The following is a 26,055-nucleotide window of genomic DNA, read 5'->3' on the forward strand; positions in this document are numbered from 1 at the left end:
CTCGCGGCCCCGGACGATGCAGGCCTGGACGAGCAGGCCCGACAAGCGGGCCCCCGGGCCGAGGAGTCGGCCCGGGGGCGGGTGGAGAGGGGAGGAACGGGCAGGTGGTGCGGGGTCAGCTCGCGGCGCCCGGCTCCTGCTTCCACTCGGAGTCGCAGTCGATCGGCAGCACCAGGCGCTGGTCCGCCTCCTGGTTCTGCGCGCGGTCGACCGAGCGGAAGAGCAGCTCGTGCACGCCCTGGCCGCGCACCGTGACCGGGCCGGTGTACGTCGTCCAGCCGGCGCCGTCGAGGTTGTACTCGGTCAGCGCCACACCCGAGATGTCGTCCGTCGCGCTGAGGGTGACGACGACCTCCTCCTGGTGGTCACCGCCCTGCTTGTGGGTGTGCGGCGGGCGGGTGGTGGCCGTGGTCACCGGGGGAGTGGTGTCCACCGGGAGGTCCATGGCCTCGTCCTCCGGGGTGGCCTCGTTGTCCAGGGTCGGCGCCGACACGCCGGAGTTCGCGCCCTGGTGGCCGACCGAGCCGCCGCGCAGCTGGAGGACGCCCCAGTCGTCGTGCCCGGCCAGCGAGGTCCGCTGGGTGTCGCCGTTGACGTCGACGCTGACCGTACTGGTGGCGATCCTGCCGTTGCAGTCCCAGTCGACCGCGGCCTTGCTCGACGGGACGGTCACGAACTTGCCGACCGTACCGTCGACACCGGGGCAGTAGTGGCTGACGTCGTAGAGCGGGCTGGTCGGCGGGTAGACGCGCTCGTCCAGGGTGGTCTCGTTCAGCGAGAGGTTCTGCCGGGAGTAGTCGACCAGTCCGGTGGTGGTGCCGGTGGCCAGGCCGAACTGGTAGCTGTAGTTCATCACGCTGAAGTACTGCGGCTCGTGGTTGGGCAGGTCGGAGTCGCCGCTGTGCCGCAGGCCGAGGTTGTGGCCCAACTCGTGCATCAGCGTGCCGGCCTGCTCGGCGACGGTGCCGACCTGGTTGGTGAAGCCGCCCAGGCTGACGATGAAGTCGCTGCCGGGGGTACCCGCGGAGATGCCGCTGGAGTTGGTGCCTACCTCCAGTTTGTGGGCCGAGATCGCATAGTGGAAGATCGGCGCCCGTGCGGTGCTGCGGAACCCGCCCGTGGCGTTCTTCAGCGCGGTGAAGGCGTTCCACTGGTACAGGCCGTCGGCCTTGGTGCCCAGGTTGGTCGTCTCGGTCAGCATCTTCGCCTGGCTGAGGGTGCCCCAGGTGGTGTTGTTGGCGAAGTCCATGATGCTGTCGGGCCCGGCGTCGATGTGCAGGTTGATGCCGGTGCCGGTCTGTCGCTTGCTGTACGGCGCGTTCTTGAACGCGTCCACCACCTGCTTGATCGCGGCGGGGGCGATCGCGTGGCTGTGGGTGGTGTCGGACATCCAGTCCAGCTGGATGAAGACGTCGGGCTTGTTGACGTCGGCGCCCATCTTCTTCAGGTCGATGAACTTGCTGGGGCTCCCGTCGCCCGGGTCGAGGGTGACGCCGTTCAGCTTCCACGCGTCGGGGATGCCGTCGCAGGTCTTGGAGTTGCAGTCGAAGGCGAACCGGACCGGGGTCTCCGGGTCGGTGCCGCCGGTGTGGCTGATCACGTAGCCGGTGGGCGCGGTCTCGGTGAAGGTGTTCGCTCCGGTGAGCGGGACGTCCCAACCCACCTGGAGGGTCGCGTTGCCCTCGCCCTGGACGAAGAGGTTGACGGTCGCCTTGGCGCCGTAGGCGGAGTTGCACGGCGCGACGGTCCAGCTCGCCGAGGTGCCGGCCGGGATCGTGGACGGCACGAAGGGGATCACGCAGCCCTCGGGCTGGGTGGCGCTGGCGGCCGTCACGTCGCGGTCGCTCTTGTTGTCGAAGAACACGGTCACGGTGCCGCCCGCCCGGCGCGCGGCCGCGGCGGGCGTGATCACCGCGATGAAGGTGAGCAGGGCCAGAGCCAGCACGAAGAGCGCCGCGAACCTGCTTCGGCGGGGCATGTCGAAGATGCCCGGCCCGTCTGCGGCGCCGAGAGAGCGATGTACATTCATGCTGTCACGTTAGGTGCTGACTTGATCGCATCCTGTCACGGCACGGCGTGCTGTCACTCCGACGGCTCCTCGGACGAACCGACGCCGGGCGCCCCCGGTGGCCGGTCCGTGGCGGACCGCCCGCCGGAGCCCGGCGCTACGAAATCCCGTTCCGGTGCGGCCAAGGGCCCTTAGGGTGGCCGACGATGACGACGTATCGATGGCCGGCGGACGCGTCCCGGCCCGCCGGCCCGCCCCGGTTCGCGCTCGGCCTGACGCGGGCCGCCACCCTGCTCGCCGTTTGCGCGCGGGTCGACGGACTCTTCGTCGACCCGCCGCGGCGGCCGTTCGAACTGATCGGGTGCCGGCCGGCTGGCCGGCTGGCCGAGGCACTCGCCGGTGACCCGGACCGGATCCGGCTCGGCGACCTGTGGGTGCAGCCCGTTGCCGAGCGGCAGTGCCCGGAGGACGGGGACGGGCTCCACCCCTGGCGACTTGTCGACGTCCGCCTGCTCGGTCACCGGCCGAGCAGGGTCGACCGGACCCTGGTGGACCTGGCCGTGTCGGCGGTCGACGACCCGGACGACGCACCCGCCGATCCTCACCTCACCGACGGCGTCCGTCTCCACGACGGACGCCGGTGGCTGGCCGACTGCCGTGACCTGGTCGCGTTGCTCCCGGCGGAGACCGAGGACGAGGCGGAGCTGCGGCTGCTGGACTGCGCCGTGGGCGGGGAGCTGGCGGCGGCGCTGTCCGCGCCCGGGCGGCGCGCCCGCCGCTACGAAGAGGTCACCTTGACGGCGCTCGATCCGACCGGCGTGGCGGCCGCCTCCTGGTGCTTTCCCACCGAGGTGGTCGCCTGGCCCCCGGCGCGGTCCGGTGCGGGGCCGCTCGACCTCGTCCTGCGCGGGACCCCCTGGGACGCCCCCGCGCCATGGCTCCGACCCGCCGTCGAGGCCTGGCTCGCCGGTCCCCCCCACAACCGTCGGCAGCTGGGCGCACTTCGACGCCGCCGGCCGCGACGTGTGGCTCGCGCTCGTACGTGACTCCGGCTGCGGGCCCTCTCGTCCCGTCCAGCCGCCCGGCCGCACCTTCCACCTGGACGGCCGGCACGCCACCGAGGCGGCCGGCTTCTGGTGCGCCCTCGGCGAGGCGGTCAACGGCCCCGGCGGCTACTTCGGTTGCAACCTGGACGCCCTGGACGACTGCCTGGGCGGCGGGTTCGGAGCCACCGCCCCCTTCACCCTCGCCTGGCACGCCTCGCACGTCGCCCGCCGGCACCTGGGCAACCTGATCAGCCCCTGGGACGGGCGGTTCCACAACTACTTCGACAAGATCTTGAAGGTCTTCGCCGACCACCGGATCGAGGTGCTGCTGCGCTGACCCGGTCGGTGACCGCCGGTGGGCGGAGGGGGCTGCAGGGCCGCCCGGCCGCCACCGCTACCGGGGTGACCAGCCGACGTCGCGGCTCAGCTCCAGGGCGAGCACCTGGTCCACCCGGACGAAGGTCTCGAAGACGGCGCCCGTCGGGAGTTCGGGGCGGGTGCTCAGCTCGTCCAGCACCCGCAGCGCCGGTGCCGGGTCCAGGTCGTCCGCGAAGCCGTCGAAGGCGCGCTGCACGGCGTCGGCGAACGGCGGCCTGGAGACCGTCCGGGCCGCCTCGGCGACCACCCGGCGCCACCGATGCAAGGTGGCCTGGGCCTCGGCGAGCGACTCGGCGGTGAGTTCGACGGGCGCGTGGTGGGGCGCGGCGAACAGGGCGAGGCGGACGGCCAGCGGTTCGGGGCCGGCCAGGGACAGGGCGGCCAGCGGGCTCGGCAGCCCGGACACGTCCGGGGGGAAGGGCGCCGTCACCGACCCGACCTCGATGCGCGGCGGCTGCCCGGCCGCGTCCGGGGCGACCGCCGAGGTGTCCGGCGGCTCGGCCGGCTGCGCCCGGTGGGCCCGTACCTCCAGGTCGCCCGGGCCGGTGTCCTCGTCGGCCGGCGGGTGGATGCCCAGCAGGCCCGCGTCCCGCCGGAGCAGCTTGACCTCCTGCGGTGCGGTGGCCGGGTGGCCCAGGGAGGTGGTGACCTGGAGGTGGCGGATCTCGGCGGCGCGCAGCAGCAGGTCGGTGACCAGCAGGGCGCGCAGGTCGCCGAGGTCGAACGGGTGGCCGGGCCGGCCGACCAGGGTGCGGACCCGGAGCAGTCCGGCCCGGCGGGGACGGATCTCGGTGCTGCGGCCGGTGCGGGCGTCGGTGATGCGCAAGGATTCCTCCGAGGCCGGCCGGGGGAGAAGGGCGGTGGCCTGCGGTGCGACGGTCGGCCGGTCCATTCTCCGCCCGGCGGGGGCGTTCGGTCCGGTAGGTGGGGACTCCGGGCGCGTTCCCCTGTGTCCGTACCCGGCGCGTCCCGGCCCCCGGCGCCCGCCCACCGTCCGTACCCGCGGGCGGGGCCCGCCGCCCCGGTGGGCGCCGGGCCCGGCGGCTCAGCGGGTGACCTGCCAGGACAGCGAGTCGGTCAGGGAGTCGCGCAGCTCCGGGTCGAGCACGTCCGGGGTCGGGTCGGTCGCCACCGCCGTGAGGCGGTGCCGCAGGCCCTTGGGCCCGGTGAGGCCGAGGGCGCCGACCTGGACGGTGGTGCGGCCGCTCAGCGACCGGACCTCCCGGCCGTCGACGAACCAGCGCAGCCGGGTGTCGGGGGTCGCCAGGTCGACGGTGAGCCGGTCGTCCCGGCCGAGGACGGCATCGGCGGGGGTGGCGCTGGCCAGCACCGAGGCGTACCGGTAGAAGCCGCCGATCATGGCCTCGCGGCCGGGGAGGTTGAACTCCCGGCCCAGCGACCGCATGATCGAGTTGTCGGTGGGCCGGTAGAGCCCGAGCGGGTGGTAGCCGCCGCCCTCGTAGGTGCCGACGGTGCCGCCGTCGGGTGAGGTGCGGCCGAGCCAGCGGTACCACTTGCTGTGGGTGCGTCGCAGCTGGGACGCCGTCAGCTCGGTGAGGTTGGCCTCCGGCGGTTCGTCGCCCTGGTAGGCGCCGCCGTCCTCGTAGGAGTACTCGTCCGCGAGCTTGCCGAGCGAGTGGCCGGTCTCGTGCACCGCGATCTGGCCGGACTTGGCGTTGCCGCCGGCCACCGTGGCTATGCCCGAGTACCCGAGCGGCGACACCACGTCGTTGTAGCCGGCGCCGCCGTACTTGGCGCTGTTGGCGACGACGAGGACAAGGTCGGCCTGGGGCGCCTTGGCCGCGTACCGATCGGCGGCGTCGGTGTCCACGCACAGCAGGCGCTCCACCTCCTCGCACCAGAACCAGGAGCCGAGAGCGGTGCTGCGGACGGTGGCCCGGTCGGGGTCGCCGGAGACGCCCGACTCGGCGGAGACGGCGTCCACGGCCCAGACGTTGAACAGCGAGCGGTACGTCGCGTACGGCTCGACGGCGGTGATCTCCTGCCACTTCGCGGCCGCGTCGGCGCGGAACCTGTCCTGCTCGGCGGCGGTGTAGCCGTCGCCGACGACGACGACGTCGAGTTTGGCGTCGGTGCCGCCGTTGTGCACGATCGGGGTCACGGTGCCGTCGTCCGCAGCGGCGCTCCCGGGTGCCCCTCGGCCCTGCACCCGGCCGCCCGACGGGTCGGGGGCGAAGGGGGAGGCGGCCGGCACCCGGGTGCGGCCGATGCTGCCGTCCTCGCCGAAGACCTCGACCTGGTGGACGCGCGGTGCCGTCGTCGGAGCGTCAGTACCGGTGACGGCCAAGGCGTTGACGGCCGGGGCCGGGGCCGGGGTGGGGGTGGCCGCGGCACCCGGGGCGCCGGTCGGGCCGAGCACCGCCAGGGCGGTGAGGCCGGCCAGGGCCATGGCGGTGAAAGGGGCTCTGCGCACTGGAGCAACCTCCTGGCTGATGTTAACTTGACGCTTAATCAGACTTAAGCGCGGAGTTAATGTAGGGCACCCCTACGCCTCGGGCAACAGTGCGGGGAAGAATGCAGCGAACGACGAAGGAGGCGGCCATGACCCAGCGGACCGGGACGGACGGTGCCGGAACGCCCGCGGCCGCGGCGGACGAGGAAGCCCCCGCGGACCAGCGCGACGCGGCCGCCATCGGGGCCCGCGTCCACCGGCTCCGCCGCGAACGGGGCCTCACCCAGCGGAAACTGGCCGAACCCGCGTACACCGCCGCGTACGTCTCCACCCTGGAGGCGGGCCGGGTCAAGCCCAGCGAGCCGGCCCTGCGGCACCTCGCCGAACGACTCGGCGTCACCTACGACGAACTCGCCACCGGCCGCCCCGCCCACCTGGCCACCGAGCTGCGGCTCGCCCTCACCGAGGCGCACGGCGCCCTGGCGGCCGGCGACACCGCCGACGCGGCCGCACGCTTCACCGACTGCCTGGACCGGGCCCGCCGGCACGGCCTGCCGGCCGTCCAGCCCGCCGCCCTGCTCGGCCTCGGCGAGTGCGCCCTGGAGAGCGGCCGCCTCGACCAGGCCCGCGAGCACTTCGAGGAGGCCGAACGGCTGCAGGCCGGCGAGCCGCTGCCGCGCCGCGCGGCCGCCGTCCGCGGCCGGGCCGTGGCCCACCTGCTCGCCGGTGAACTCCGCTACGCCTGCTACCTGCTGGAAACCGCGATCGACCGGCTCAACGAGAGCGGCCTGCATGACCCGGACGCCCTGCTGCTGCTCTACTCGGCCGCCATCGGGCCCTACATGGACATGGGTGCGCACGCCCGCGCCGCCCAGGCCGCCGAACTGGCCCTCGCCCTGGCGCCCGGCGCCACCGACCCCGCCCTGGTCGCCGGGATGCACCGCAGCGTCGCGCGGACCCTGATCGCCGAAGGCCGCACCGCCGAGGCCGACGCCTCGCTGGCCAAGGCCCAGGAGCTCTACCAGGGGCTGCGGCTCAGCGCCGACCTCGCCAAGTGCCACTGGATGCGCGGGTACGTCCACGCGCAGGCCGGCGAGCTGGACCGCGCCGAGAGCGAACTGCGCACCGCCCGGGCGATGCTGGCGTCCCGCAAGGCCGCCCTGTTCACCGACCAGGTCGAGGTCGAACTGGCGGACGTGCTGCGCCGCCGGGGGCGCGCCGCCGAGGCCGGCGAGCTGCTCGGCAGCCTGCTGGGCCGGATCGGTCCGGAGCGCGGCGCCGTCCACGCCGCCGGGGCGCACCGCCTGCTCGGCCTGATCGCCGAGGAGCTCGGTGACACCGAGGCCGCGGAGGAGCACTACGTCAACGCCCTGTCGCTGCTGGAGCGCGCCGGAGCCGCCGGCGACCTGGCCGACCTCTGCCGGCTGCTGGGGGACCTGCTGCGCCGTACCGGCCGGATGGAAGCGGCGCTGGACGTCTACCGGACCGGCCTGGGGCACCGCGCCGCCCCCGGGACCACCACGCTCGGGCCCGCGCCCGCGGCCCCTCCGCTCGGGCTCGGTGGCTCCGGGGCGGCCGGGCACCCGTAGCGCCGGGCCGCGGGACCCCGGCCGGGGTCGGCCCCGGGGGGGGCACCCGAACGCCTCGGACGCCGGTACGGGGTCGTTGCTCCGGAGGGCGCAAGGCTCCGCGCGGCGGGAGCCCGGGTGCGCCCCGGGCCGGGGGCCCGTGCTGCCCCTGGCGCGTCCCGGGCCCTGGAGCGTCCGCCCGGCCCGCCGCGGCGCCCCTCGGTCACCCGTACGGGAACAGGGGTGGCGACCGGGCGGGCAGGGCCGGAGTTGCCGGTCCGATGCGGCGCTGAGTGAATGAGCCGGGGGTGATCAGCCGGGGGGACATGGCGCGCCCCCACCCGGGGGCCTCACCGACAAGGAACGCAGAACATGATCCTCAACAGTGGCCTTCTCGGCCTGCTCCAGCCCGTGGCCGACGCCGTCGCGAACCTGCTGTACGCGGTCGCCGACCTGCTCTAGGACCGGCCCGCTCCGTGCAGGTGCACACAGAGTCGACCGGCCCGCAGTGCTGGGCCGGTCGACTCTGCACGGGGGCGTCGCTCCGCCGTCCGAGCTGTACCGGTTCCGTGCGCCCCGGGGTGAGCCCGTGCCGTCCGTGCCGTCCGCACCCGTCCTTGCCGTGCGTGCCGTCCGGGCCCGTACGTGTCCGCGCCCGTACCCGTAACTGCCCGGGTCGTCCCGCCCGCTGCCGTGCGCCAAGCCATCCGCGTCGAACGCCTCGCACAAGCAAGGCCAGTTCGAGAAGAGGGATGGCAGATGCGAGGCCTTGGGAAAGCGGACCTCGCTGGTCGATCCTCCAGCCGGGCGGTGGATCACTGGTGCTCGACACCACTCGTCCCGGCCGTCGGGCGTTGCTTCAATCGCCGTAACGGGCTGCGATCGAAGCTGCTGAGGACGGTGGGACAACGTGGATCTGAACACGGTGCTGGAGGTGCGCGACGCCCGCAACGGCGGTGTGTGGCGCCCTGGTGACGCCTGGCTGGGCGGCGGCACCTACCTGTTCTCCGAGCCGCAGCCGCACCTGCGCCGGCTGATCGACCTCAGCCGCACCGGCTGGGAACCGCTGCAGATCACCCCCGAGGGCGATCTGGAGATCGCCGCGACCTGCACCATCGCTCAGCTGTCGCGGTACGCCCGGAACGCGCCGTGGACGGCGCGGCCGCTGTTCGAGCAGTGCTGCCGGGCCTTCCTGGCCTCCTGGAAGATCTGGAACATGGCCACCTTCGGCGGGAACCTGTGCAACTCGCTGCCCGCCGGCCCGATGATCTCGCTGGCCGCCGGCCTGGACGGCGTCGCCCTGCTGCGCGCCCAGACCGGGGCGCTGCGCCAGGTGCCGGTCGCCGACTTCGTCGTGGGCGCCGGGCGCAATGTGCTGGAACCCGGCGAACTGCTGCGCTCGGTCACCCTCCCCGCCCGGGCGCTGTCCTGCCGGACGGCTTTCCGGCAGGCCTCGCTGTACGGACTGGGCCGCTCGGCCGCGCTGCTGATCGGCACCCTCGACCAGGTGGACGGCACCTTCACGCTCACCGTCACCGCCTCCAGCGAGCGGCCGGTCCGGCTGCGGTTCCCCCTGGCACCCAACGCCGAGGCGGTGCGCGAGGCCGTCGAGTACGCGATCCGCCCCGACGAGTACTTCGACGACATCCACGGGCTGCCCGCCTGGCGCCGGCACATGACCTTCCGGTTCGCCGAGGAGATCCGCCGCGAACTGATCGAGTGCGAGACCGGACGATGAGCTTCTCGATCCGTGTCAACAACCAGCCGTTCGAGGAAGAACCGCGCCCGGGCCAGTGCCTGCGCACCTATCTGCGCGACCGCTGCTGGTTCGGCGTGAAGAAGGGGTGCGACGCCGGCGACTGCGGCGCCTGCACCGTGCAGGTCGACGGTCGGCCCGTGCACAGCTGCATCTTCCCCGCGGTCCGCGCCGAGGGCCGCGCGGTGACCACCGTCGAGGGCCTGGCCAGGGAAGGCGGCGAGCTGCACCCGATGCAGCAGCGGTTCCTCGACGCCCAGGGGTTCCAGTGCGGCTTCTGCACGGCCGGCTTCCTGATGACCACCTCCGCCCTGGACGAGGAACAGCTCACGGACCTGCCCCGCTCGCTCAAGGGCAACCTGTGCCGCTGCACCGGCTACCGGGCGATCGAGGACTCGATCCGGGGCGTCAAGCACGCCGAGGAGCCGCGCGCCGGCCAGGCGGTCGGCCGTAGCCTCGGCGCGCCGGCTGGCCCGCAGGTGGTCACCGGTACCGCGCGCTACACCTTCGACGTCGAGGTCGAGGGCCTGCTGCACATGAAGCTGCTGCGCTCCCCGCATCCGCACGCCCGGATCCGCTCGATCGACACCACGGCCGCGCTGCGGGTGCCCGGCGTGCACGCCGTCCTCACCCACCACGACGCGCCGGCGAAGCTCTACTCCTCCGCCCGCCACGAGCACCCCACCGAGGACCCGGACGACACCCGCGTGCTGGACGACGTGGTCCGGTTCGCGGGCCAGCGGGTCGCGGCCGTGGTCGCCGACACCGAGGGCGCCGCCGAGGAGGGCTGCCGCCGGATCGTCGTCGACTACGAGGAGCTCCCGTTCGTCATCGACCCGGAGGAGGCGATGCTGCCGGGCGCGCCGGTGATCCACCCGAAGGGCCCCGAGTCCCGCATCTTCCGCGCGCAGGACAACGTCTGCGGCGAGGTGCACGGGGAGATGGGCAGCGTCGAGCAGGGCTTCGCGGAGGCCGACGTGGTCTACGAGGAGACCTACCGGACCCGGCGGGTGCAGCACGCCAGCCTGGAGACGCACGGGTGCGTGGTGTACTTCGAGGAGACCTCCGGCGAGGACGGCGGCGAGCCGGGGCAGGAGCGGATCGTGGTCCGCTCCAGCACCCAGGTGCCGTTCCTGACCCGGCGCGCCCTCTGCGACCTGTACGACCTGCCGATGGAGCAGGTCCGGGTGATCGCGGGCCGGGTGGGCGGTGGGTTCGGCGGCAAGCAGGAGATGCTCACCGAGGACATCGCGGTGCTGGCGGCGATGAAGCTGCACCGCCCGGTCAAGCTGGAGTTCACCCGCCCCGAGCAGTTCTACGGCGCCACCACCCGGCACCCGTTCAAGGTCACGGTGAAGCTCGGCGCGAAGAGCGACGGCATCCTGACGGCCATCCAGTTCCGGGTGGTCTCCAACACCGGGGCGTACGGCAACCACGGCCCCGCGGTGATGTTCCACAGCGTCGGCGAGTCGATGGGCGTGTACCGGGCGCCCAACAAGAAGGTCAACGCGTACTCCGTGTACACCAACGGGGTGCCCGCCGGCGCCTTCCGCGGCTACGGCCTCGGTCAGGTCACCTTCGCCGTGGAGTCGGCGATGGACGAACTCGCCCGGCGGCTGGGGATCGACCCGCTGGTGCTGCGCGAGAAGAACGTCATCGGCCCCGGCGAGCACATGGAGGGCCCGCTCGGCGAGGAGGAGGACCTGCACATCGCGAGCTACGGCCTCGACCAGTGCCTCAAGGTCGTCCGGGACGCGCTCGCCGACGACACCAGCGCCGAACTCGCCCCCGAGGGCTGGCTGGTGGGTCAGGGCTTCGCCATGTCGGCGATCGCCTGCGGCCCGCCCGGCGGCCACATCGCGGATGCCACGGTGCAACTGCTGGAGGACGGCACCTACGACATCGCGGTCGGCACCGCGGAGTTCGGCAACGGCACCACCACCGTGCACAAGCAGATCACCGCGGGGGCGCTCGGCACCACCGTCGACCGGATCGCCGTCCGGCAGTCCGACACCGACGTGGTCAAGCACGACACCGGCGCGTTCGGCTCGGCCGGCACGGTGGTCGCGGGCAAGGCGGTGATGAAGGCCGCCAACGCCCTCGCCGAGCAAATCCTCTCCTTCGCGAGCGAGTACGCCCGCACCCCGCGCAGCCTGCTGCGGCTCACCGCCGACTCGGTGGAGTGCGAGGGGCGGCTGCTGTCGCTGAAGGAGATCTTCGAGGCCGCCCGCGCCAAGGGCGTCGAGCTGAAGGCGGACGGGTACTTCGGCGGCTCGCCCAGGTCGATCGCGTTCAACTCCCAGTGGTTCCGGATCGCGGTCGACCCGGACACCGGGGAGATCCGGATCCTGCGCAGTGTGCACGGGGCCGACGCGGGCAGGGTGATGAACCCGATGCAGTGCCGCGGCCAGGTCGAGGGCGGCGTCGCGCAGGCGCTCGGCGCGACCCTCTTCGAACAGGTCCTCGTCGACGACGCCGGCCAGGTCACCACCGCCGCCTTCCGCCGCTACCGCCTGCCGGCCTTCGCCGACGTGCCGCGCACCGAGGTGCACTTCAGCGAGACGTCCGACGCCATCGGCCCGCTGGGCGCCAAGTCCATGAGCGAGAGCCCGTTCAACCCCGTCCCGCCGGCCTTCGCCAACGCGCTGCGGGACGCCACCGGCATCCGCTTCACCGAGGCGCCGTTCCTGCGGGACAAGGTCTGGCTGGCCCTGGAGGAGGCTCGGACGGGCCGCCGGGCGGCGATGGGCTGACCCCGGCCCTCCGCCCGGGCCGCCCGACTTCTCGTGATGTCCCGGGCGGGGGCCCTTGGTCGTCCGATCGACCGACACCCGCCGTCCGCGCCTCATCCGGGGTTCACCGGCCGGGGTAGGGAGAGGGCGGGACGACCGGGAGGGCCGCCATGACGAACGACCGGGTACGGGACGAAGCCGGCGAGGGATCCGGGGACGGGCCGGCGATCGACCGCCGGGGCCTGCTCCGGGCGGGCGCGCTGGCCGGTGCGATGACCCTGGCGACGGGGGTGACCGCCGGCGGGGCCGCGGCGGAGCCGGGCGGCGCCCCGCAAGGTGGCGGGGGGCCGCCCGGTGGCGAGTCGACCATCGTGCTGAGCGGCCGTCTGGAGACCGGTGCACCGGACTTCGTGTACCTGCCGATCGACGTGGCGGCCGGGGTGCGGGAGATCGCCGTCTCGTACTCCTACGACCGGCCGCCCGTCCCGGCGGGGACGCCGGGGAACTCCTGCGACATCGGGATCTTCGACGAGCGCGGCACCGAGCTCGGCGGCAAGGGGTTCCGGGGCTGGTCCGGCGGGTTCCGGACGTCCTTCGCGATCAGCCGTACCGAGGCCACCCCGGGCTACCTGCCGGGCCCGGTGCGGCCGGGGCGCTGGCACATCACGCTCGGTCCGTACCAGGTGGCGCCGCAGGGACTGGAGTACCGGGTCGAGGTGACGCTGCGATTCGGCGAGCCGGGCCCGGAGTTCAAGCCCGCCTACCCGCCGGAGCGGGCCCGTGGCCGCGGCCGTGCCTGGTACCGGGGGGACTGCCACCTGCACACGGTGCACTCCGACGGACGGCGGCTGCTGGCGGAGGTGGCGGCCGCGGCCCGGGAGGCCGGGCTGGACTTCATCGTCTCGACCGACCACAACACGCCTTCCGCGCACGGCAGCTGGGGGCCGCTGGCCGGTCCGGACCTGCTGGTGATCACCGGTGAGGAGGTCACCACCCGCAACGGGCACTGGCTGGCGCTGGGCCTGCCGGCCGGACGCTTCGTGGACTGGCGCTACCGGGCCCGCGACGAGGCGTTCCCGCGGCTCGCCCGGCAGGTCCGCCGGGACGGCGGCCTGGTGGTGCCGGCGCACCCCTACTGCCCGTACGTCGGCTGCCAGTGGAAGTTCGGCTACCAGGACGCGGACGCCGTCGAGGTCTGGAACGGCCCGTGGACCTACGACGACGAGTCGGCCGTCGACAGCTGGGACGCCGCACTGGCCGCGGCCCTGCGGCAGGGCCGGCCGTGGCTGCCGGCCGTCGGCAACAGCGACGCGCACAGCGCGCCGCAGGTCGTCGGCTCCCCGCACAACGTGGTGCTGGCGGCGGACCTGACCCGGGACGACGTGCTCGACGGGATCCGGGCCGGCCGCAGCTGGATCGCCGAATCCGCCGCCGTCCGGCTGGAGTTCACCGCGACCGGAGCCGGCTGGCAAGCGGGCGTCGGCGAGCGGCTGGCGGTGCCGGCGGACGCGCCGGTGGATGTCCGGCTCACGGTGTCGGGGGTGCCCGGCGGGACGGTGCGGTTCCTCAGCGACGAGGGGCAGATGCACCAGGAGTCACTGGCGGCCGACGGCGCGGGCACGGTGGTCTGGCGCACCACGGCCTCGCTGGCCGGGTACGTCCGCGCGGAGGTCCGCCACCCCAGGGCCGACGGCACGCCCGGGTGGGGTAACAGCATGGGCCCGGAGCTGCCCTGGGGCCCGATGGCGGCACTCACCAACCCGGTCTTCCTCGGGACGGGGCCGAAGGACCGGTGAGCCGCCGGCGGCCTCGTGCGTCCCGCGTGCCGGGGTGTCCGGCGGCCGGCCGGGCGACGGTCACCCCGTCGCGGAGCGGCAGCAGTTGAAGAGAAATGGCCTAGACCACTGGCCCTGCGGGTGACCGCTGCCCTATCGTTCGAGGTGATCGGAATCCACCCGCCCGGCGGGCCGTCCAGCGGCCGTCTCCCCGGCACCACAAGGTCGTTGGCGCGCCCCGGGCCCGGCCGCCGTCGGGCACCCATGCCCCGGAACGGAGCACGACACCATGAGCGCCTGGCCGCAGCTGCGTGAGTCCCGTACCGTCCGTGCCGGGCAGGCCCCGGGCACGGTGGTGCGCTGCGGGCTGGTCGACACCATGCTGGCCGACCTCTCGGTCTCGGTCGTGTACTTCTTCGAGCAGACCTTGGACGAGGAACGCCTCACCGCCGGGCTGGCCCGCGCCCTGGAGCGGCTGCCGGTCTTCGCCGGCCGGCTGCGCACGGTGGACGGCCGGCTGGAGATCGTCTGCGACGACTCCGGTGTGCCGGTGGACAGTTACGACCTGGACGAGACCCTCGCCGAGGCGATGGGCCGGGTCACCTTGCCCACCGCGCGGCTGGTCGACCCGGTGGAGGCCTCCGCCGCCCGGGCGGGCGGCCTGCCGCTGTTCACCGTCCGGGTCAGCCGCCTCGCGGACGGCGGCACCGCGCTGGGCTGCTCCTGGCACCACGCGGTCGGCGACGTGCAGACCTTCATGCTGCTGATGCGGACCTGGTCCGCCGCCGTGGAGGGGGTAGAACCGCCGCCGGCCGAACTCGTCCAGGACCAGGACGCCTTCCTCGACGAGGTGCTTCCGGCCGGGGACTGCGGACGCCCGGGATTCCGCCTGCCCGGCCCGGAGGAGGCCACGCTGCTGGGGCGGGAGGTGGCCGGCGCGCTGCGGGCCAACCGGACGGTCCAGGTGTACTTCGGCCAGGCCGAGGTGGACCGGATGCGCCAGGAGCTGAGTGCCCAGGCCGGCCGGAGGCTCTCCTCCGGCGACGTTCTCTGTGCCCATGTCGTCTCCTCCGTGCGAGAGTTGGATGCCGACGCGGAGGTCAGATGGCTGACCGTGCCGGTCAACGTCCGGCGTCCGCTGGGGCTGTCCGCCGGTCTGGTGGGCAACCTGCTCAGCGAGATCCACCTGCCCTGGGCGCCGAAGGAGGGTACGGCCGCGCTCGCGGAGGCGCTCCGGGGGGCGGTGGAGGACTTCACCGCCGAGCACCTCAACCTCCGGGCCAACCTCCGGTTCCTGGAGTCGATCGGACGTGAGCGATTCGCCGATTGCGTGCCGCTCGGGTTCGATCCGGAGCGGCGCAGGTTCACCTTCTCCAACTGGAGCCGGTTCGGCGCGTACGACGTCGAGTTCGGAGGGCGGCGCCCGGTGTTCTTCAGCCCGGCCGCCAACCTCCCGCTGCCCTGGGTGTCCTGGATGGTCGAGGGTTTCGAGGGCAGCGGGTACCTCTTCACCGTCGTGCTGCCCGCCAAGCTGGCCGGGCGCCTGCGCGGGGCGGAGGGCCGGGCCGTGCTGCACCGGTTCCGCGATCCGGCCGACGTGTTCCCGGCGGCGGCCGGATCCGTTCCCAAGATCATCTGAGTTGGCGTCAGAATCGTTGTTCCGTAACGAACATGCTCACCGGAACGCGGGAGGACGGAGGGGCGCCGGCTGACCTCGTGCCAGGCGAACGGCCTGAGGACCCAGGCCGTGCCTGCCCGGTCACCGTGCCCCTCCGCCCGGGACTTCCGAGATCCCCGACGGGGCCGGTCCCGTGCTACGGGACCGCGCCGCTACCCTGCGTAGGTCTCGAACTCGGCGACCTTCGGCGTTCCGGTCGAGCTGGTGATCTCGAAGGTGATCTTGCTCAGCGAGGTGCGGGGGACGGTGATGGCGCCCGCACCGCTGCCGGAGGTCAGAACGGCGCCGGTGTCACCGTTGAGGACCCGCCAGGATCCGATGCTGCCCGCGGAGCCCGCCGCCTCCCGGATGTTGAGGCCGGCCACGGCGGTGGGGGAGGACCACTTGACCGAGACGGAACCGGTGGAGCCGGCCGGCGACCAGAAGGTGCTCAGGTTACCGTCCTTCACGTTGCCGTAGCTCGTCCCGGCGGCCTTGCTGGAGCCGTCGGCACCGGCGCCGATGCTGAGGTTCGTCCCGCCGGGCTGGGTCGGGGTGGACGTGGGGGTGGTGGGACTGGTGGTGGGGGTGGTCGGGGTCGGAGACGGCGTCTGCGGCGTGCAGGTCCCGTTGGACACCTTCAGTCCCTTGTTGGCCCCGGCCGTCTGGGCCACGATGTCCGGCACGCAGGAGGCCGCATCGAGGCTGAAGGAGTAGGGGACGCTGACGGTGGTGGTGGACTTCACGTCGGGCCCGGCGGGGTTGTTGTCGGTGCCGGGGCTGGACCAGGTCACGTTGTCGAAGATGTTGCCGGCGACCTGCCAGTATCCGGCCGCACTGGTGTAGAAGGTGCCCAGGACGTCCTTGGAGTCCTTGAAGTAGTTGTTGTCCACCTTGGCGTGGGCCCCGGCCCGGGAGTTGATCCCGGACTCGTTGAGCTTCACGTAGTAGTTGTTGTAGATGTGCGCCGTGCCGCCACGGAGCAGGGGCGCGCGGGAGTCGATGTTCTCGTACAGGTTGTGGTGGAAGGTGATGAAGCTGTTCGAGAGCTCGGTCTCGCTGGACCCGATGAGGCCACCGCGGCCGGAGTTGCGCAGGGTGCTGTAGGACAACGTCACGTACTGGGTGTTGTCCTTCATGTCGAAGAGCCCGTCGAACCCTGCCGATTCGCCGCCCGACGCCTCCAGACTGGCGTGGTCGACCCAGACGTTGCGCACGTTCGTCTCCATGCCGATGGCGTCACCACCGTTGGAGGTCGGCGAGCCCGACTTCTTGACGTTCTTGACGGTCACGTTCTGGATGATGATGTTGCTGGACTCCCGGATGTGGATGCCCAGTTGGTCGAAGACGGCGCCGCTGCCGACGCCGACGAGCGTGACGTTGCTGATCTGCTTGAGCTCGATGACCCCGGCGGCGGTGTTGCAGGAGGCGCCCGACACCTTGTCGGTGTTGGCGTGGTTGATGGTGCCCTCGACCTCGATGACGATCGGGGTGCTGGCGCTGGCCCGGCCGCACAGGGCCGCATGGATCGCGGTCCCCGTGGTGGCGCGCACGGTCTGTCCGCCCGCGCCGCCGGTGGTCCCACCGTTCTGGGACGCGTAGCCGGTGGCGCTGCCGGTCGCCGCGGCCGATGCCGAGGGCATCGCCACCAGCACACCGGTCGTGGCCGCAAGGGCCGCCGTGGCGAGCGTCGCGCAGAGCCGCAGGGCGACTGGTCGTCTCATATCCGTCTCCAGATTCGTTGTCTGACTCCGAGTGGTGCTGCGTACGTGCGACGGCCCTGCCGACGGACCGCCGGGACCACGGGCCCGTCGCCGGGCGGGCCCGCACTGGTCCCCGTTGTGAGCGCGCTCCCCGACGCCACCGGGCCGGCGTCTCCGCCGGAGCCCGGCCCCGCGAGGCCGAAGACCACCGCGGAAGGTCACCACCGCCGGTCACCACCGCCGGTCACCGCGGCCGGCGCCGCGGCCGCCGCCGCGGCAGCGGCAACGGACGGTGCGTCGCGTCTTCGGCATGACGTGCACCCTTCGTTCCGTAGCGGGTCGACCACCTGCGCCAAGCCCCGCACCGGCATCGGCCCATGCGGAAGTCGCGGTCGATGCCGTGACGGCCGCACCAACCGGAACGTGGCTTGCGAGGGGAAGCGTTTCTGTCCGCGAGCGTAGGTCCGTGTCTGACGGACTGACAAGGTTCCGGTCACATATGGAATTTGTGCCGTCTTCTCTTGGATGGCCTTGCTGTACGGTCTAAGTGGGATTTGAGGGATGTTATTCCTGCAAAAGAGCTATCCAGCAGTAAATCCTGCGGCTCAAGGCGTATTTGACGGTTCGATCGCCACTGGCCCTGCGACTGGAAAAGTTCAAGATGCCGAGCAATGTTCGAGGATGTGAACAGAAATGGATACTCTGCTGCTCTTGTGGCGATGCTGGGAGGATGTGACGATCAATCAAACACATGGCCCGGTAGGGGCCTTGCGGTCCTGGGTGCGGCGGGACCAGGCCTGCCCGGCCGCCTTTCGGGACGAGTACCGGGGAGTCCGCGCAGGCAGGTGTCGAGCCGCACGGGCGCCATCGGTGGTGGTCGAGGCTCCCGAAGATCGCTTGCTCCGCGTCGATCTGACGTGTAGTCAGACAGTTGCGGACGCGGCGGACACGGCGGACACGGCGGACGGCCGACGGGGCCGGCAGCCCGGGGTGGGCGACCGGCCCCGTCGGGGCTGGGCGAAGGGGTGGCGGGTCAGCCGGTGAAGGCCGCCTCGATCGCCGTCCAGAGCTGCACCCGGGCCCGGAGCGCGGTGCGCACGGTCTCGGCGCAGGCCTCCCACTTGGCGGTGTCGTCGCCGCAGAGGTCGATCAGCATCTGCATGGCCATCGGCGTGTGCTGTTCGCCGTCCACCTCGATGTGGCGGGCCAGGTAGTCCTTGAAGGTGGTCAGGACGCCGTCCGCGTCGTCGATCTTGATGACCTGGGCGAACATGTCCGGGATGAGGTCCTCCCGGCCGAAGGCGAAGGCCGCGGCGCGGCAGTGCACCGGCGCGTTCTCGATGATCTCCCAGGTGGTGCTGGTGAAGTCGACGGCGGCCTGCGGCACCCCGGCCGCATGCAGCGCCTCGGGCACGGCGGTGCCGGAGCGCAGCAGCTCCAGGAAGGCCTCGACCGGTGTCGGGTCGGCGCCCGCCTGCCGCATGCCGTCGACGTACAGCTCGAAGTGGCTGATGAAGCCCTCGCCGAGTTCGTCGCTCTCCTCCACGAGCACGATCTCGTTGATCAGGCGGCGGCTGGCGGTCGGGCCGGACGGGACCCACGGCACGTCCACGCTGGTCAGTTCGCGCTGCAGGCTCTTCAGCAGCGACATGAAGTCCCAGACGGCGAAGACGTGCCGGTCCAGGAAGACCCGGACGCGGTCGAGGCTGTCGAGCCCGCCGTAGACGGTGTGCTCGACCACCTCGCGGCGCAGCGGCTCGATGGCCTGCTGAAGGCCGGACAGGCCGGGGTGCGAACGGTCCCAGTGGTAGCGGTTGTTGGACATCTGAGGGCTCCTCGGGGCAGGCCCGGCTTCGGTGCAGGCGGGCGTGGGGGGTGTGTCCGGTGCGGTGCGGAGCGCCGATTCTGGCGGGACCGGTGAGTCAGCGCCACGGATTCTTCACAACTGATCTGACGGTGTGCCGCAGTTGCTCGCGTCCGGGCTGGAGGGCCCGGTCCAGGTCCCGGGCGAAGGGCAGTACGGCTCCGTCCGGCCGGGTGATCCGGCGCGGCGGGGCGATCAGGCGCATCTCCTCCGCTGCGGTGGCCAGGATCTCGGCGCCGATTCCGCAGCTGCGGTTGGAGTCGTCGATCACCACCAGCCGGCCGGTGCGCTCCAGGGAGGCGGCGAGCGCCGCCCAGTCGAAGGGGTGCAGGGTGCGCGGGTCGAGGACTTCGACCGAGATCTCTCCGGCGAGCTCCTCGGCCACCGCGAGCGCGTCGTGCACCAGATGGCCCACGGCGACGACCGTGACGTCGGTGCCCGCCCGGTGCACCCGGGCCGATCCCAGCGGGACGGGCGCCAGCTCCCAGGTGACGTTCTCGCGGACGCCGAGGACGGCGGCCGGCGCGAAGACCACCACCGGGTCCGGGTCCCGGACCGCCGACAGCAGCAGGCCGTAGGCGTCGGTCGGGGTGGCCGGGACGACGGTCTTCACCCCGGCGTGCGCGAACAGGCTGTACGGGTGGTCCGAGTGCTGGCCTGCCCAGCCGTCCCGGGAGCCGGAGCCGGGCACCAGGCAGGTCAGCGGCACGCCGGTCTGGCCGCCCGTCATCAGGGAGAACTTGTGCGCCTGGTTGACCAGTTGCTCGAAGACCAGGAAGAGCAGCGCCGGGATCTGGAACTCGATCACCGGCCGCCGCCCGGCCAGGGCGGCGCCGACCGCCATACCGGTGAAGGCCTGTTCGGACAGCGGGGTGTCCACCACCCGGCCGGGCCCGAAGCGCTCCAGCAGGCCGAGGGTCGGCCCGGCCAGGCCGGCGCCGATGTCCTCGCCGAGCACGAAGACCGCCGGGTCCTCGGCGAGGGCGTCGCCCAGCGCCCGGTTCAGCGCCTTGGTGTACGAGAGCTTGCTCATGCCACCGCCCCCGCCCGGGGCCGCAGCCCGTCGGCGTACAGGTGGTCGCAGGCCCCGGCGGGGTCGGGGTGGTCCGAGGCGAGGGCGAAGCGTTCGGCCTCGGCGAGCTCGGCGTCCACCGCGGTGTCGATCGCGGTGCGCCGGCCGTCGGTCAGGGCGGCGCCCGCCCGCTCCAGCGGGTCCCGGGTGCGCCAGTGCTCGATCTCCTCGGCGGAGCGGTAGCGCAGCTTCATCCGGCGCTCCATGGTGTGGTGCCCCTCGAAGCGGTAGGTCCGGCACTCCAGGAAGGCCGGGCCCCCGCCCTCCCGGGCCCGGCGTACGGCCAGTTCGGTCGCCTCGCGGACGGCCTCGGTGTCCATCCCGTCCACCTCGACGGCCGGGATCCCGAAGGCGGCCGCCCGGCCGGTGCCGCTGCCGGCCACCGCGGTCGCGGCGGGCAGGGTGGTGGCGTAGCCGTTGTTCTCGCAGACGAACAGGACGGGCAGCTGCCACATGGCGGCCAGGTTGAGGGACTCCAGCAGGACGCCCTGGTTGAGCGCCCCGTCGCCGAAGAAGCTGACCACGACCCGGTCCTCGCCGGCCTGGCGGGCGGCCCAGGCGGCGCCGACCGCGATCGGCGCGCCGGCGCCGACGATGCCGTTGGCGCCGAGGATGCCCAGCGAGAGGTCGGCGGCGTGCATGGACCCGCCCCGGCCCTGGTTCAACCCGTCGACCCGGCCGCACAGTTCGGCGAGCAGCCGGCCCGGGTCGGCGCCCTTGGCCAGCACGTGGCCGTGGCCCCGGTGGGTGCTGGTGATCCGGTCCTGCGGGCGCAGCGCGGCGCAGACGCCGACCGCGACGGCCTCCTGCCCGATGTACGGGTGGATGCCGCCGGTGATGACCCCGGACTTCACCAGGCCGAGCGCCAGCTGCTCGAAGCCGCGGATCAGCCGCAGCATCCGGTACCGGCTCTCTGTGCTTGCCAGATGGAGGAATTGACGATCCGTCATAGTGTTCCCTGCCAGATCGCCGGGCAGATGTCCGGGTCGGCGTAGTCGGGTCGCCCGTCCGGGGTGCGGCGGACCACCACGTCGTGGTTGTAGACCACCGGACTGCCGTCCGGCCGGGTGTGCCCGCGGTACTCGTTGGCGCCGTCCTGGAGGTGCAGCGAGACGGCCCGGCGGGGGTCGGTGGCCAGGTTGGGGCCGCTGCCGTGGTAGGTGCGGCAGTGGTGGAAGCTGACGTGACCGCGCGGGATCAGCATCGGGATCTTCCGCACCTGCTGCCCGTTGAACCGGGCGTTCTCGACCAGCAGTTCCTCCAGCTCGGAGCGGTCGCGCTGGGCGAAGTGCCGGCTGGAGTCCTCGCCGGAGTCGAGTTCGCGCCAGCGGTGGCTGCCGTCGATCATGGTGATGGTGCCGTTCGCCTCCCCGCAGTCGTGGAAGGGGATGAAGGCGGTGAGCATCCGCTCGGAGGTGCTGGTCTGCCAGTAGTGCCGGTCGAAGTGCCAGGGCACCTGGTTGCTGGGCTCCTCGGGCACCGGCGGCTTGTAGATCAGGGTGGCCTGGAAGATCCGGATCTCCTCGGCCTCGGCGAGCAGCGCGGCGACGGCCCCGAGCAGCGGCTTGCGCAGAATCGCGCCGATCGCGTCGCTCTCGTGGTGCACGTAGTCGTTGTGGCGCTGGACGGGCCCGTGCGAGGGCTCCCAGGCGGCGAGGTTCGGCGGTCGGACGGCCAGGGTGCGGTCGCGGTGGCCCTCGTAGTACTTCTCGGTGGCGGCCTGGAGGGTGTCCAGCTCCTCGTCGGAGAACAGCCGGCGGGAGAGGTACCAGCCCTGTTCCAGGTAGCCGGCCACCTCCTCGGGGGTGGGCAGCAGGGCGCGCTCGGCGTCGGTGAGCCGGAAGGTTGCGTGTGGGGTCGTCGTCACGTGCGGGCTCGTCATGGGCCGGGCCTCCTCGTTCGGTCGGTGCGTGCTCGGGGGGTGCGGGGTGGGCGTCCGGCGGTGGTGCCTGTGGTGGGGCCGGACGGGCGCGGTCAGACGGAGGCGGTGGCGTTCTGCCGTTCGACGGCCTCGTACAGGGCCCTGATATTGGCGGTGCCGAAGGTGCCGGCGCCCTGCCGCTCGATCAGTTCCAGGAAGAAGGTCCGCCGGGCGTGCACCGAGCGCACGAAGATCTGGAACAGCTGGCCGCCGTGGTCCTGGTCCACCAGGACGTCGAGCTCGCGCAGGGTCGCGACCGGGATCGCGGTCCCGCCGAGGCGTGCGGCCAGGCCGTCGTAATAGGCGGCGGGGGTGCTGAGGAACTCGACGCCGCGCTCCCGGCCGGTCCGGACGGCGGCGGCGATGTCCCGGGTGCGGAAGGCCAGGTGCTGGACGCCGGCACCGTCGTGCGCCTCCAGGAAGGTGTCGATCTGCCCCGGCCGACGGGTGGTGTCGGGCTCGATCAGGGTGAAGGTGACCTCGCCGGAGCCGCTCTGCACGACGCTGGAGTCCATCCCCTGCTCGCCGACCGAGATGTACTCGCCGAAGATCCGGTGGAAGCCAAGCGCGGCCTCGCAGAACTGCACGGCGGGGGCCAGCTCACCGGCCGGGACGCAGATCGCGACGTGGTCGAGGGCCTCCAACAGGTGCTCGGGCGCGGCGGGTTCGGGTTCGGCCGGGGCGTCGGCGACGAACCGCAGGGCGACGTCGCCGAAGCCGGCGACCAGTCCGCCCACGCGGTCCAGGACGATCGCGCCGTGCCGCTCCGCGCGCTCCAGCGCGGCCTGCGGGTCGGTGCAGCCGAGCGCGATCACGGCGACGCCGTCCCCGTGCCGGTCCACGAACCGTGCGATCGGGTGGTCGGTGTGGCTGGCCGAGCTGAGCCGCAGCCGGATCGCGCCCTGGTGCAGGTGGACGGTGTGCAGGCCGGGCTGCGGGGCCGGCTGGTGGGTGTCGGGCGTGAAGCCGAAGCCCGCGCCGAGGTCGGCCGCGGACTGCGCGGCGTCCGCGCAGTGGTACTCGACGTGGGTGATGGCCTGGATGGACAACGGATCTCCCCGGACTGATGGTCTGACTGGTGGACCGCTACTTCGCGGCGCAGGTGGACGGCGGGCCGAAGATCAGGCTGATGTTGTGGCCGCCGAAGGCGAAGGCGTTGCTCAGGGCGGCGCGCAGCGGGACGGCCCGGGCCCGGCCGCGCACATGGTCGAGGTCGCAGCCGGGGTCGGGGTTCTCCAGGTTCGCCGTCGGCGGCAGCAGGCCCCGGGCCACGGCCAGCGCGGTGACCGCCGCCTCGACGGCGCCGGCGGCGCCGAGCAGATGGCCGGTCGACCCCTTGGTGGAGCTGACGGCGGGCTGGTCGTCGCCGAAGACGGCCCGCAGGGCGGCCGATTCGGCGAGGTCGCCCAGCTTGGTGCCCGTCCCGTGGGCGTTCACGTAGCCGATGTCGGCGGGCGACAGGCCCGCGTTGGCCAGTGCCGAGCGCATGGAGTCGGCCGCGCCCTCGCCGTCGGGGCGGGGCATGGTCGGGTGGTGCGCGTCGGTGGAGGCGCCCCAGCCGATCAGGTCCGCGTACCCGGCCGCGCCCCGGGCGTCGGCGTGGGCGGTGCGCTCCAGCACCAGGACGGCGCTGCCCTCGCCGAGCACGAAGCCGTTGCGGCCCCCGTCGAAGGGCCGGCTGGAGGCCTCCGGGTCCTCCCAGCCGTGGGCCAGAGCGCGGGCGTTGGTGAAGGCGGCCGCGATGGTCGGGTGCAGCGAGGACTCGCTGCCGCCGCACACCACCACGTCGGCGTCCCCGGCGCGGATCAGCCGCAGGCCCTCCGCGACGGCCTGGGCGCCGGCCGCACAGGCCGTCACGACCGCCGAACTGTAGCCCCGTACCCCGTGCTTGATGGCGATCCGGGCGGCCGCCATGTTGGACAGCATGCCGGGCAGCAGGTACGGGCTGACGCCCGGCCGGCCGCGGTCCAGCCGCCGGTGCGACTGCTGCTCGAAGGTCTCCAGGCCGCCACCGCCGGTCGCCAGCACCACCGCGACCCGGCGCGGGTCGGCGTCGCGCCCGACCACCAGGCCCGCGTCGGCCAGGGCGTCGTCGGCCGCGGCGAGGGCCAGCAGCACGAAGCGGTCCACGCAGCGGGTCTCGGTCGGCGGCAGCACCTCGCGGCCGGCGATCGCGGGGGCGATCCCCGCCGCCTCCAGCCAGCCGTGCGCCGGGTGGCCCTCCGGCACGGCCCGCAGGCCGGAGCGGCCGGCGGCCAGCGCCTCGAAGACCTCGGCGGGCCCCCGGCCGACCGGAGTGACCAGGCCGATACCGGTGATCACGGCGCCGGGCCGGGCCTGCGCGGGGGCGGGGGCGGCCCGCCCGGGTGCGGGCGTCCCGGGTCCGGCGGTCACCGGGCGGCCACCGAGTCCAGGTACTGCTGGCGGAGCAGCACCTTGCGGACCTTGCCGGTCGGCCCGAGCGGGATCCGGTCGCCGTCGACCACCAGGACCTGGCGGACCGTGGCGGCGCTGTGCTCGTCGAGCGCGGCCGTCACCTCCTTGGTGCGGTCGGTCGCGGGGTCGGCGCCGGCGGCGAGCTGCAGGAGGACGTCGGTGACCACCCGCTCGCCGTCCTTGACGGCGACCACCGTGCAGTCCAGCACCTCGGGGCAGGCGGCCAGCACCCGCTCCTCCGACATCGAGGTGAACAGCCGCTTCCCGTCACCGAGTTCGACCGAGTCGACGGCCCGGTCCACGTGGTACCAGTAGCCCTCCTCGTCCCGGTACATCAGGTCGCCGGTGAGGAAGTAGCCGCGGACCCGGGTCCGGAAGGTGGTCGCCGAGTCGTTCCAGTAGCCGAGCGCCAGGGTGGGTGAGCTGGTGCCCAACTCGCCGACCTCGCCCGGGCCGAGGGGCTCGCCCTCGGGGCCGAGTACGGCGCAGTCCACGAAGGCGTGCGGGCGCCCGACGCAGCGGCCGTAGCGCTCGGTGCCGGGGCCGTGGGTGATGAAGAAGTGCGAGTGGCCCATCTCGGTCGAGCCCAGCCCGTCCACGAACAGCGAGCCGGGTGCGCGGCCGCGGCCGGCCCGGGTGACGGTCTCCCGCGAACCGGTCGCGATCAGCCGCCTGATGTGCACCTCGTGGGCGCAGTCCCCCGTGTTCCACCACAGGGCGACGGAGTCGAGCTCGCGTTCGGCGAGGTCGTGGTGGGCCAACTCGGACCAGGTGGCGGCGAAGCCGATGACGCCGCGCGGCTGCCAGCTCTCGATGGCGTCGAGCACGCCCGCGCCGGCCTGCCGGGACAGCAGGGCGATCTCGGCCTGGGTGCTCAGCGCGAGGTTCACCGCGATCAGGGTGGCGGCGTGCGGCGCGGGCAGCGCGCTGAGCATTCGGTCGGAGCCCTGCGGGCGGGGCAGCGAGAGGCGGTGGCGGATGGCCGCGTACAGGCTCGCGTGCGAGTGCACGACCGCCTTCGGCAGGCCGGTGGTGCCCGAGGAGTGGGTGATCGCGACCGGGTCCCCCGACCAGTGGCGGTACGGCTCGGGGGCGGCGTCCGGGTCGCCGGCGCCCAGCGTGGCGATCTCCGGCAGCGCCGGGGTGCCGGTTTCGTGCCCGGCGAGCGCCGCCAGGTGCTCGGCGTCGGCGAGGATGCCGGTGGCGCCGAGCCGGCTGATGTAGCGGGCGGCCCGCTCGCCGTCCAGGTTGGGGTTGAGCAGGGCGGGGATCGCGCCCAGCCGGGCCAGGGCCAGGAAGGACAGCACATGGTCGGCGGCGTCGCTCGCCCAGACCACCACCGGGTCGCGCGGGACGACGCCGAGGGTGTGCAGCGCGGCGGCCCGGGCGCGGACGGCGCGGTCCAGCTCGCGCAGGGTGAAGGGCTGCCAGGCGGCGTGCTCGTCCACCGGGGTGTCGAAGGTCAGCAGTGGCTCGTCCAGGCCCACGCCCAGGGCGATCCTGCTGGTCAGCACGTTGCCGGCGCCGACCTGCGGATCGTCCGCCAGGAGGCTGCGGATGCTGCGGATGCTCATGGTGATGGATCCCTCCCATGGCGGGGGCCATGTTGGTGCGAGAGGCGGCGTGCGGGAGCCGCTCGGGGCGGGTGACGGGGTGTGCGGCTCGGTTCGGGGTGGCTGCGGTGCCGGCGGGGGTGCGCGGGCGGGGTTTCCGGGGTGGCGGGGCT

General features: G+C 73.3%; 18 protein-coding genes. 7 read left to right on the forward strand and 11 right to left on the reverse strand.

The annotated features are described in order from the left end of the window. Positions 1-115: 115 nt before the first annotated feature. A complete protein-coding gene (locus OG689_RS37605; RefSeq protein ID WP_266325968.1) occupies positions 116-2,029 on the reverse strand; it encodes a M12 family metallo-peptidase in 1,914 nt (637 codons plus the stop codon). Positions 2,030-2,214: 185 nt separating this feature from the next. Here OG689_RS37605 and OG689_RS37610 point away from each other — a divergent pair, with 185 nt between their 5' ends. Both OG689_RS37610 and OG689_RS37615 read left to right on the forward strand, forming a co-directional pair. Beyond that, positions 2,215-3,054, forward strand: a complete 840-nt coding sequence (locus tag OG689_RS37610; protein WP_266325970.1) for a hypothetical protein — start codon at positions 2,215-2,217, stop codon at positions 3,052-3,054. Beyond that, positions 3,032-3,391, forward strand: a complete 360-nt coding sequence (locus OG689_RS37615; protein ID WP_266325972.1) for a barstar family protein — start codon at positions 3,032-3,034, stop codon at positions 3,389-3,391. The genes OG689_RS37610 and OG689_RS37615 overlap by 23 nt, the downstream gene beginning before the upstream one ends. A gap of 57 nt (positions 3,392-3,448) precedes the next feature. Here OG689_RS37615 and OG689_RS37620 read toward each other — a convergent pair whose 3' ends face one another. Together OG689_RS37620 and OG689_RS37625 are read right to left on the reverse strand one after the other, a co-directional pair. Further along, positions 3,449-4,258, reverse strand: coding sequence for a hypothetical protein (locus tag OG689_RS37620; RefSeq protein WP_266325974.1), 810 nt, complete (start codon positions 4,256-4,258; stop codon positions 3,449-3,451). Positions 4,259-4,477: 219 nt separating this feature from the next. Then, positions 4,478-5,866 carry a M64 family metallopeptidase gene (locus tag OG689_RS37625; protein ID WP_266325975.1) on the reverse strand — a complete coding sequence of 463 codons (1,389 nt, stop codon included), beginning with the start codon at positions 5,864-5,866 and terminating at the stop codon, positions 4,478-4,480. A 128-nt stretch (positions 5,867-5,994) separates the two neighbouring features. Between OG689_RS37625 and OG689_RS37630 the strand changes: the two genes are divergently transcribed. The 5 genes from OG689_RS37630 (at position 5,995) to OG689_RS37650 (ending at position 15,315) form a co-directional block, all read left to right on the forward strand. Continuing rightward, complete coding sequence (locus OG689_RS37630) at positions 5,995-7,434, forward strand: helix-turn-helix transcriptional regulator (RefSeq protein ID WP_266325977.1); 1,440 nt, start codon at positions 5,995-5,997, stop codon at positions 7,432-7,434. Positions 7,435-8,323: 889 nt separating this feature from the next. Further along, the gene (locus OG689_RS37635) at positions 8,324-9,151 is read left to right on the forward strand and encodes an FAD binding domain-containing protein (protein WP_266325979.1); all 828 of its coding nucleotides are present in this window, start codon (positions 8,324-8,326) and stop codon (positions 9,149-9,151) included. Continuing rightward, positions 9,148-11,922 (forward strand): molybdopterin-dependent oxidoreductase, encoded by a 2,775-nt coding sequence (locus OG689_RS37640; RefSeq protein WP_266325980.1) that lies wholly within the window; start codon positions 9,148-9,150, stop codon positions 11,920-11,922. Before OG689_RS37635 ends, OG689_RS37640 begins: the two co-directional genes overlap by 4 nt. Before the next feature lie 149 nt (positions 11,923-12,071). After that, positions 12,072-13,697 carry a CehA/McbA family metallohydrolase gene (locus tag OG689_RS37645; protein ID WP_266325982.1) on the forward strand — a complete coding sequence of 542 codons (1,626 nt, stop codon included), beginning with the start codon at positions 12,072-12,074 and terminating at the stop codon, positions 13,695-13,697. A gap of 268 nt (positions 13,698-13,965) precedes the next feature. Further along, positions 13,966-15,315: an acyltransferase gene (locus OG689_RS37650; RefSeq protein WP_266325984.1), complete on the forward strand. Its 1,350-nt coding sequence runs from the start codon at positions 13,966-13,968 to the stop codon at positions 15,313-15,315. A gap of 191 nt (positions 15,316-15,506) precedes the next feature. On the opposite strand, the gene OG689_RS37655 is transcribed toward OG689_RS37650, so the two are convergent. The 8 genes from OG689_RS37655 to OG689_RS37690 all read right to left on the reverse strand — a co-directional run bounded on the left by OG689_RS37655 (position 15,507) and on the right by OG689_RS37690 (position 25,903). After that, on the reverse strand, positions 15,507-17,057 hold the full coding sequence (locus OG689_RS37655) for a pectate lyase (protein WP_266325986.1): 1,551 nt from the start codon (positions 17,055-17,057) through the stop codon (positions 15,507-15,509). A gap of 1,012 nt (positions 17,058-18,069) precedes the next feature. Next, positions 18,070-18,861 carry a DUF3050 domain-containing protein gene (locus OG689_RS37660; RefSeq protein ID WP_266325988.1) on the reverse strand — a complete coding sequence of 264 codons (792 nt, stop codon included), beginning with the start codon at positions 18,859-18,861 and terminating at the stop codon, positions 18,070-18,072. 97 nt (positions 18,862-18,958) lie between these two features. After that, positions 18,959-19,933, reverse strand: coding sequence for a transketolase C-terminal domain-containing protein (locus OG689_RS37665; protein WP_266325990.1), 975 nt, complete (start codon positions 19,931-19,933; stop codon positions 18,959-18,961). Beyond that, on the reverse strand, positions 19,930-20,922 hold the full coding sequence (locus OG689_RS37670) for a thiamine pyrophosphate-dependent dehydrogenase E1 component subunit alpha (protein WP_266325992.1): 993 nt from the start codon (positions 20,920-20,922) through the stop codon (positions 19,930-19,932). The genes OG689_RS37665 and OG689_RS37670 overlap by 4 nt, the downstream gene beginning before the upstream one ends. Further along, on the reverse strand, positions 20,919-21,854 hold the full coding sequence (locus tag OG689_RS37675; protein ID WP_266325994.1) for a phytanoyl-CoA dioxygenase family protein: 936 nt from the start codon (positions 21,852-21,854) through the stop codon (positions 20,919-20,921). The genes OG689_RS37670 and OG689_RS37675 overlap by 4 nt, the downstream gene beginning before the upstream one ends. Positions 21,855-21,946: 92 nt before the next feature. Beyond that, positions 21,947-22,942 (reverse strand): 4-hydroxyphenylpyruvate dioxygenase, encoded by a 996-nt coding sequence (gene hppD / locus OG689_RS37680; RefSeq protein ID WP_266325996.1) that lies wholly within the window; start codon positions 22,940-22,942, stop codon positions 21,947-21,949. A 37-nt stretch (positions 22,943-22,979) separates the two neighbouring features. Further along, entirely contained in the window at positions 22,980-24,287 is a 1,308-nt protein-coding gene (locus OG689_RS37685; RefSeq protein WP_266325998.1) for a beta-ketoacyl-[acyl-carrier-protein] synthase family protein, read from the reverse strand. After that, a complete protein-coding gene (locus tag OG689_RS37690) occupies positions 24,284-25,903 on the reverse strand; it encodes a class I adenylate-forming enzyme family protein (protein WP_266326000.1) in 1,620 nt (539 codons plus the stop codon). Before OG689_RS37690 ends, OG689_RS37685 begins: the two co-directional genes overlap by 4 nt. Positions 25,904-26,055 lie beyond the last annotated feature (152 nt).

Origin of the sequence: Kitasatospora sp. NBC_00240, from assembly GCF_026342405.1 — a bacterium.
GTDB lineage: Bacteria > Actinomycetota > Actinomycetes > Streptomycetales > Streptomycetaceae > Kitasatospora.

Coding starts and splice junctions, on each gene's coding strand:
- OG689_RS37630 (WP_266325977.1), top strand. CDS start 5,995: ATGACCCAGCGGACCGGGACGGACGGTGCCGGAACGCCCGCGGCCGCG.
- OG689_RS37645 (WP_266325982.1), top strand. CDS start 12,072: ATGACGAACGACCGGGTACGGGACGAAGCCGGCGAGGGATCCGGGGAC.
- OG689_RS37665 (WP_266325990.1), bottom strand. CDS start 19,933: ATGAGCAAGCTCTCGTACACCAAGGCGCTGAACCGGGCGCTGGGCGAC.
- OG689_RS37650 (WP_266325984.1), top strand. CDS start 13,966: ATGAGCGCCTGGCCGCAGCTGCGTGAGTCCCGTACCGTCCGTGCCGGG.
- OG689_RS37690 (WP_266326000.1), bottom strand. CDS start 25,903: ATGAGCATCCGCAGCATCCGCAGCCTCCTGGCGGACGATCCGCAGGTC.
- OG689_RS37640 (WP_266325980.1), top strand. CDS start 9,148: ATGAGCTTCTCGATCCGTGTCAACAACCAGCCGTTCGAGGAAGAACCG.
- OG689_RS37610 (WP_266325970.1), top strand. CDS start 2,215: ATGACGACGTATCGATGGCCGGCGGACGCGTCCCGGCCCGCCGGCCCG.
- OG689_RS37675 (WP_266325994.1), bottom strand. CDS start 21,854: ATGACGAGCCCGCACGTGACGACGACCCCACACGCAACCTTCCGGCTC.
- OG689_RS37655 (WP_266325986.1), bottom strand. CDS start 17,057: ATGAGACGACCAGTCGCCCTGCGGCTCTGCGCGACGCTCGCCACGGCG.
- OG689_RS37660 (WP_266325988.1), bottom strand. CDS start 18,861: ATGTCCAACAACCGCTACCACTGGGACCGTTCGCACCCCGGCCTGTCC.
- OG689_RS37670 (WP_266325992.1), bottom strand. CDS start 20,922: ATGACGGATCGTCAATTCCTCCATCTGGCAAGCACAGAGAGCCGGTAC.
- OG689_RS37605 (WP_266325968.1), bottom strand. CDS start 2,029: ATGAATGTACATCGCTCTCTCGGCGCCGCAGACGGGCCGGGCATCTTC.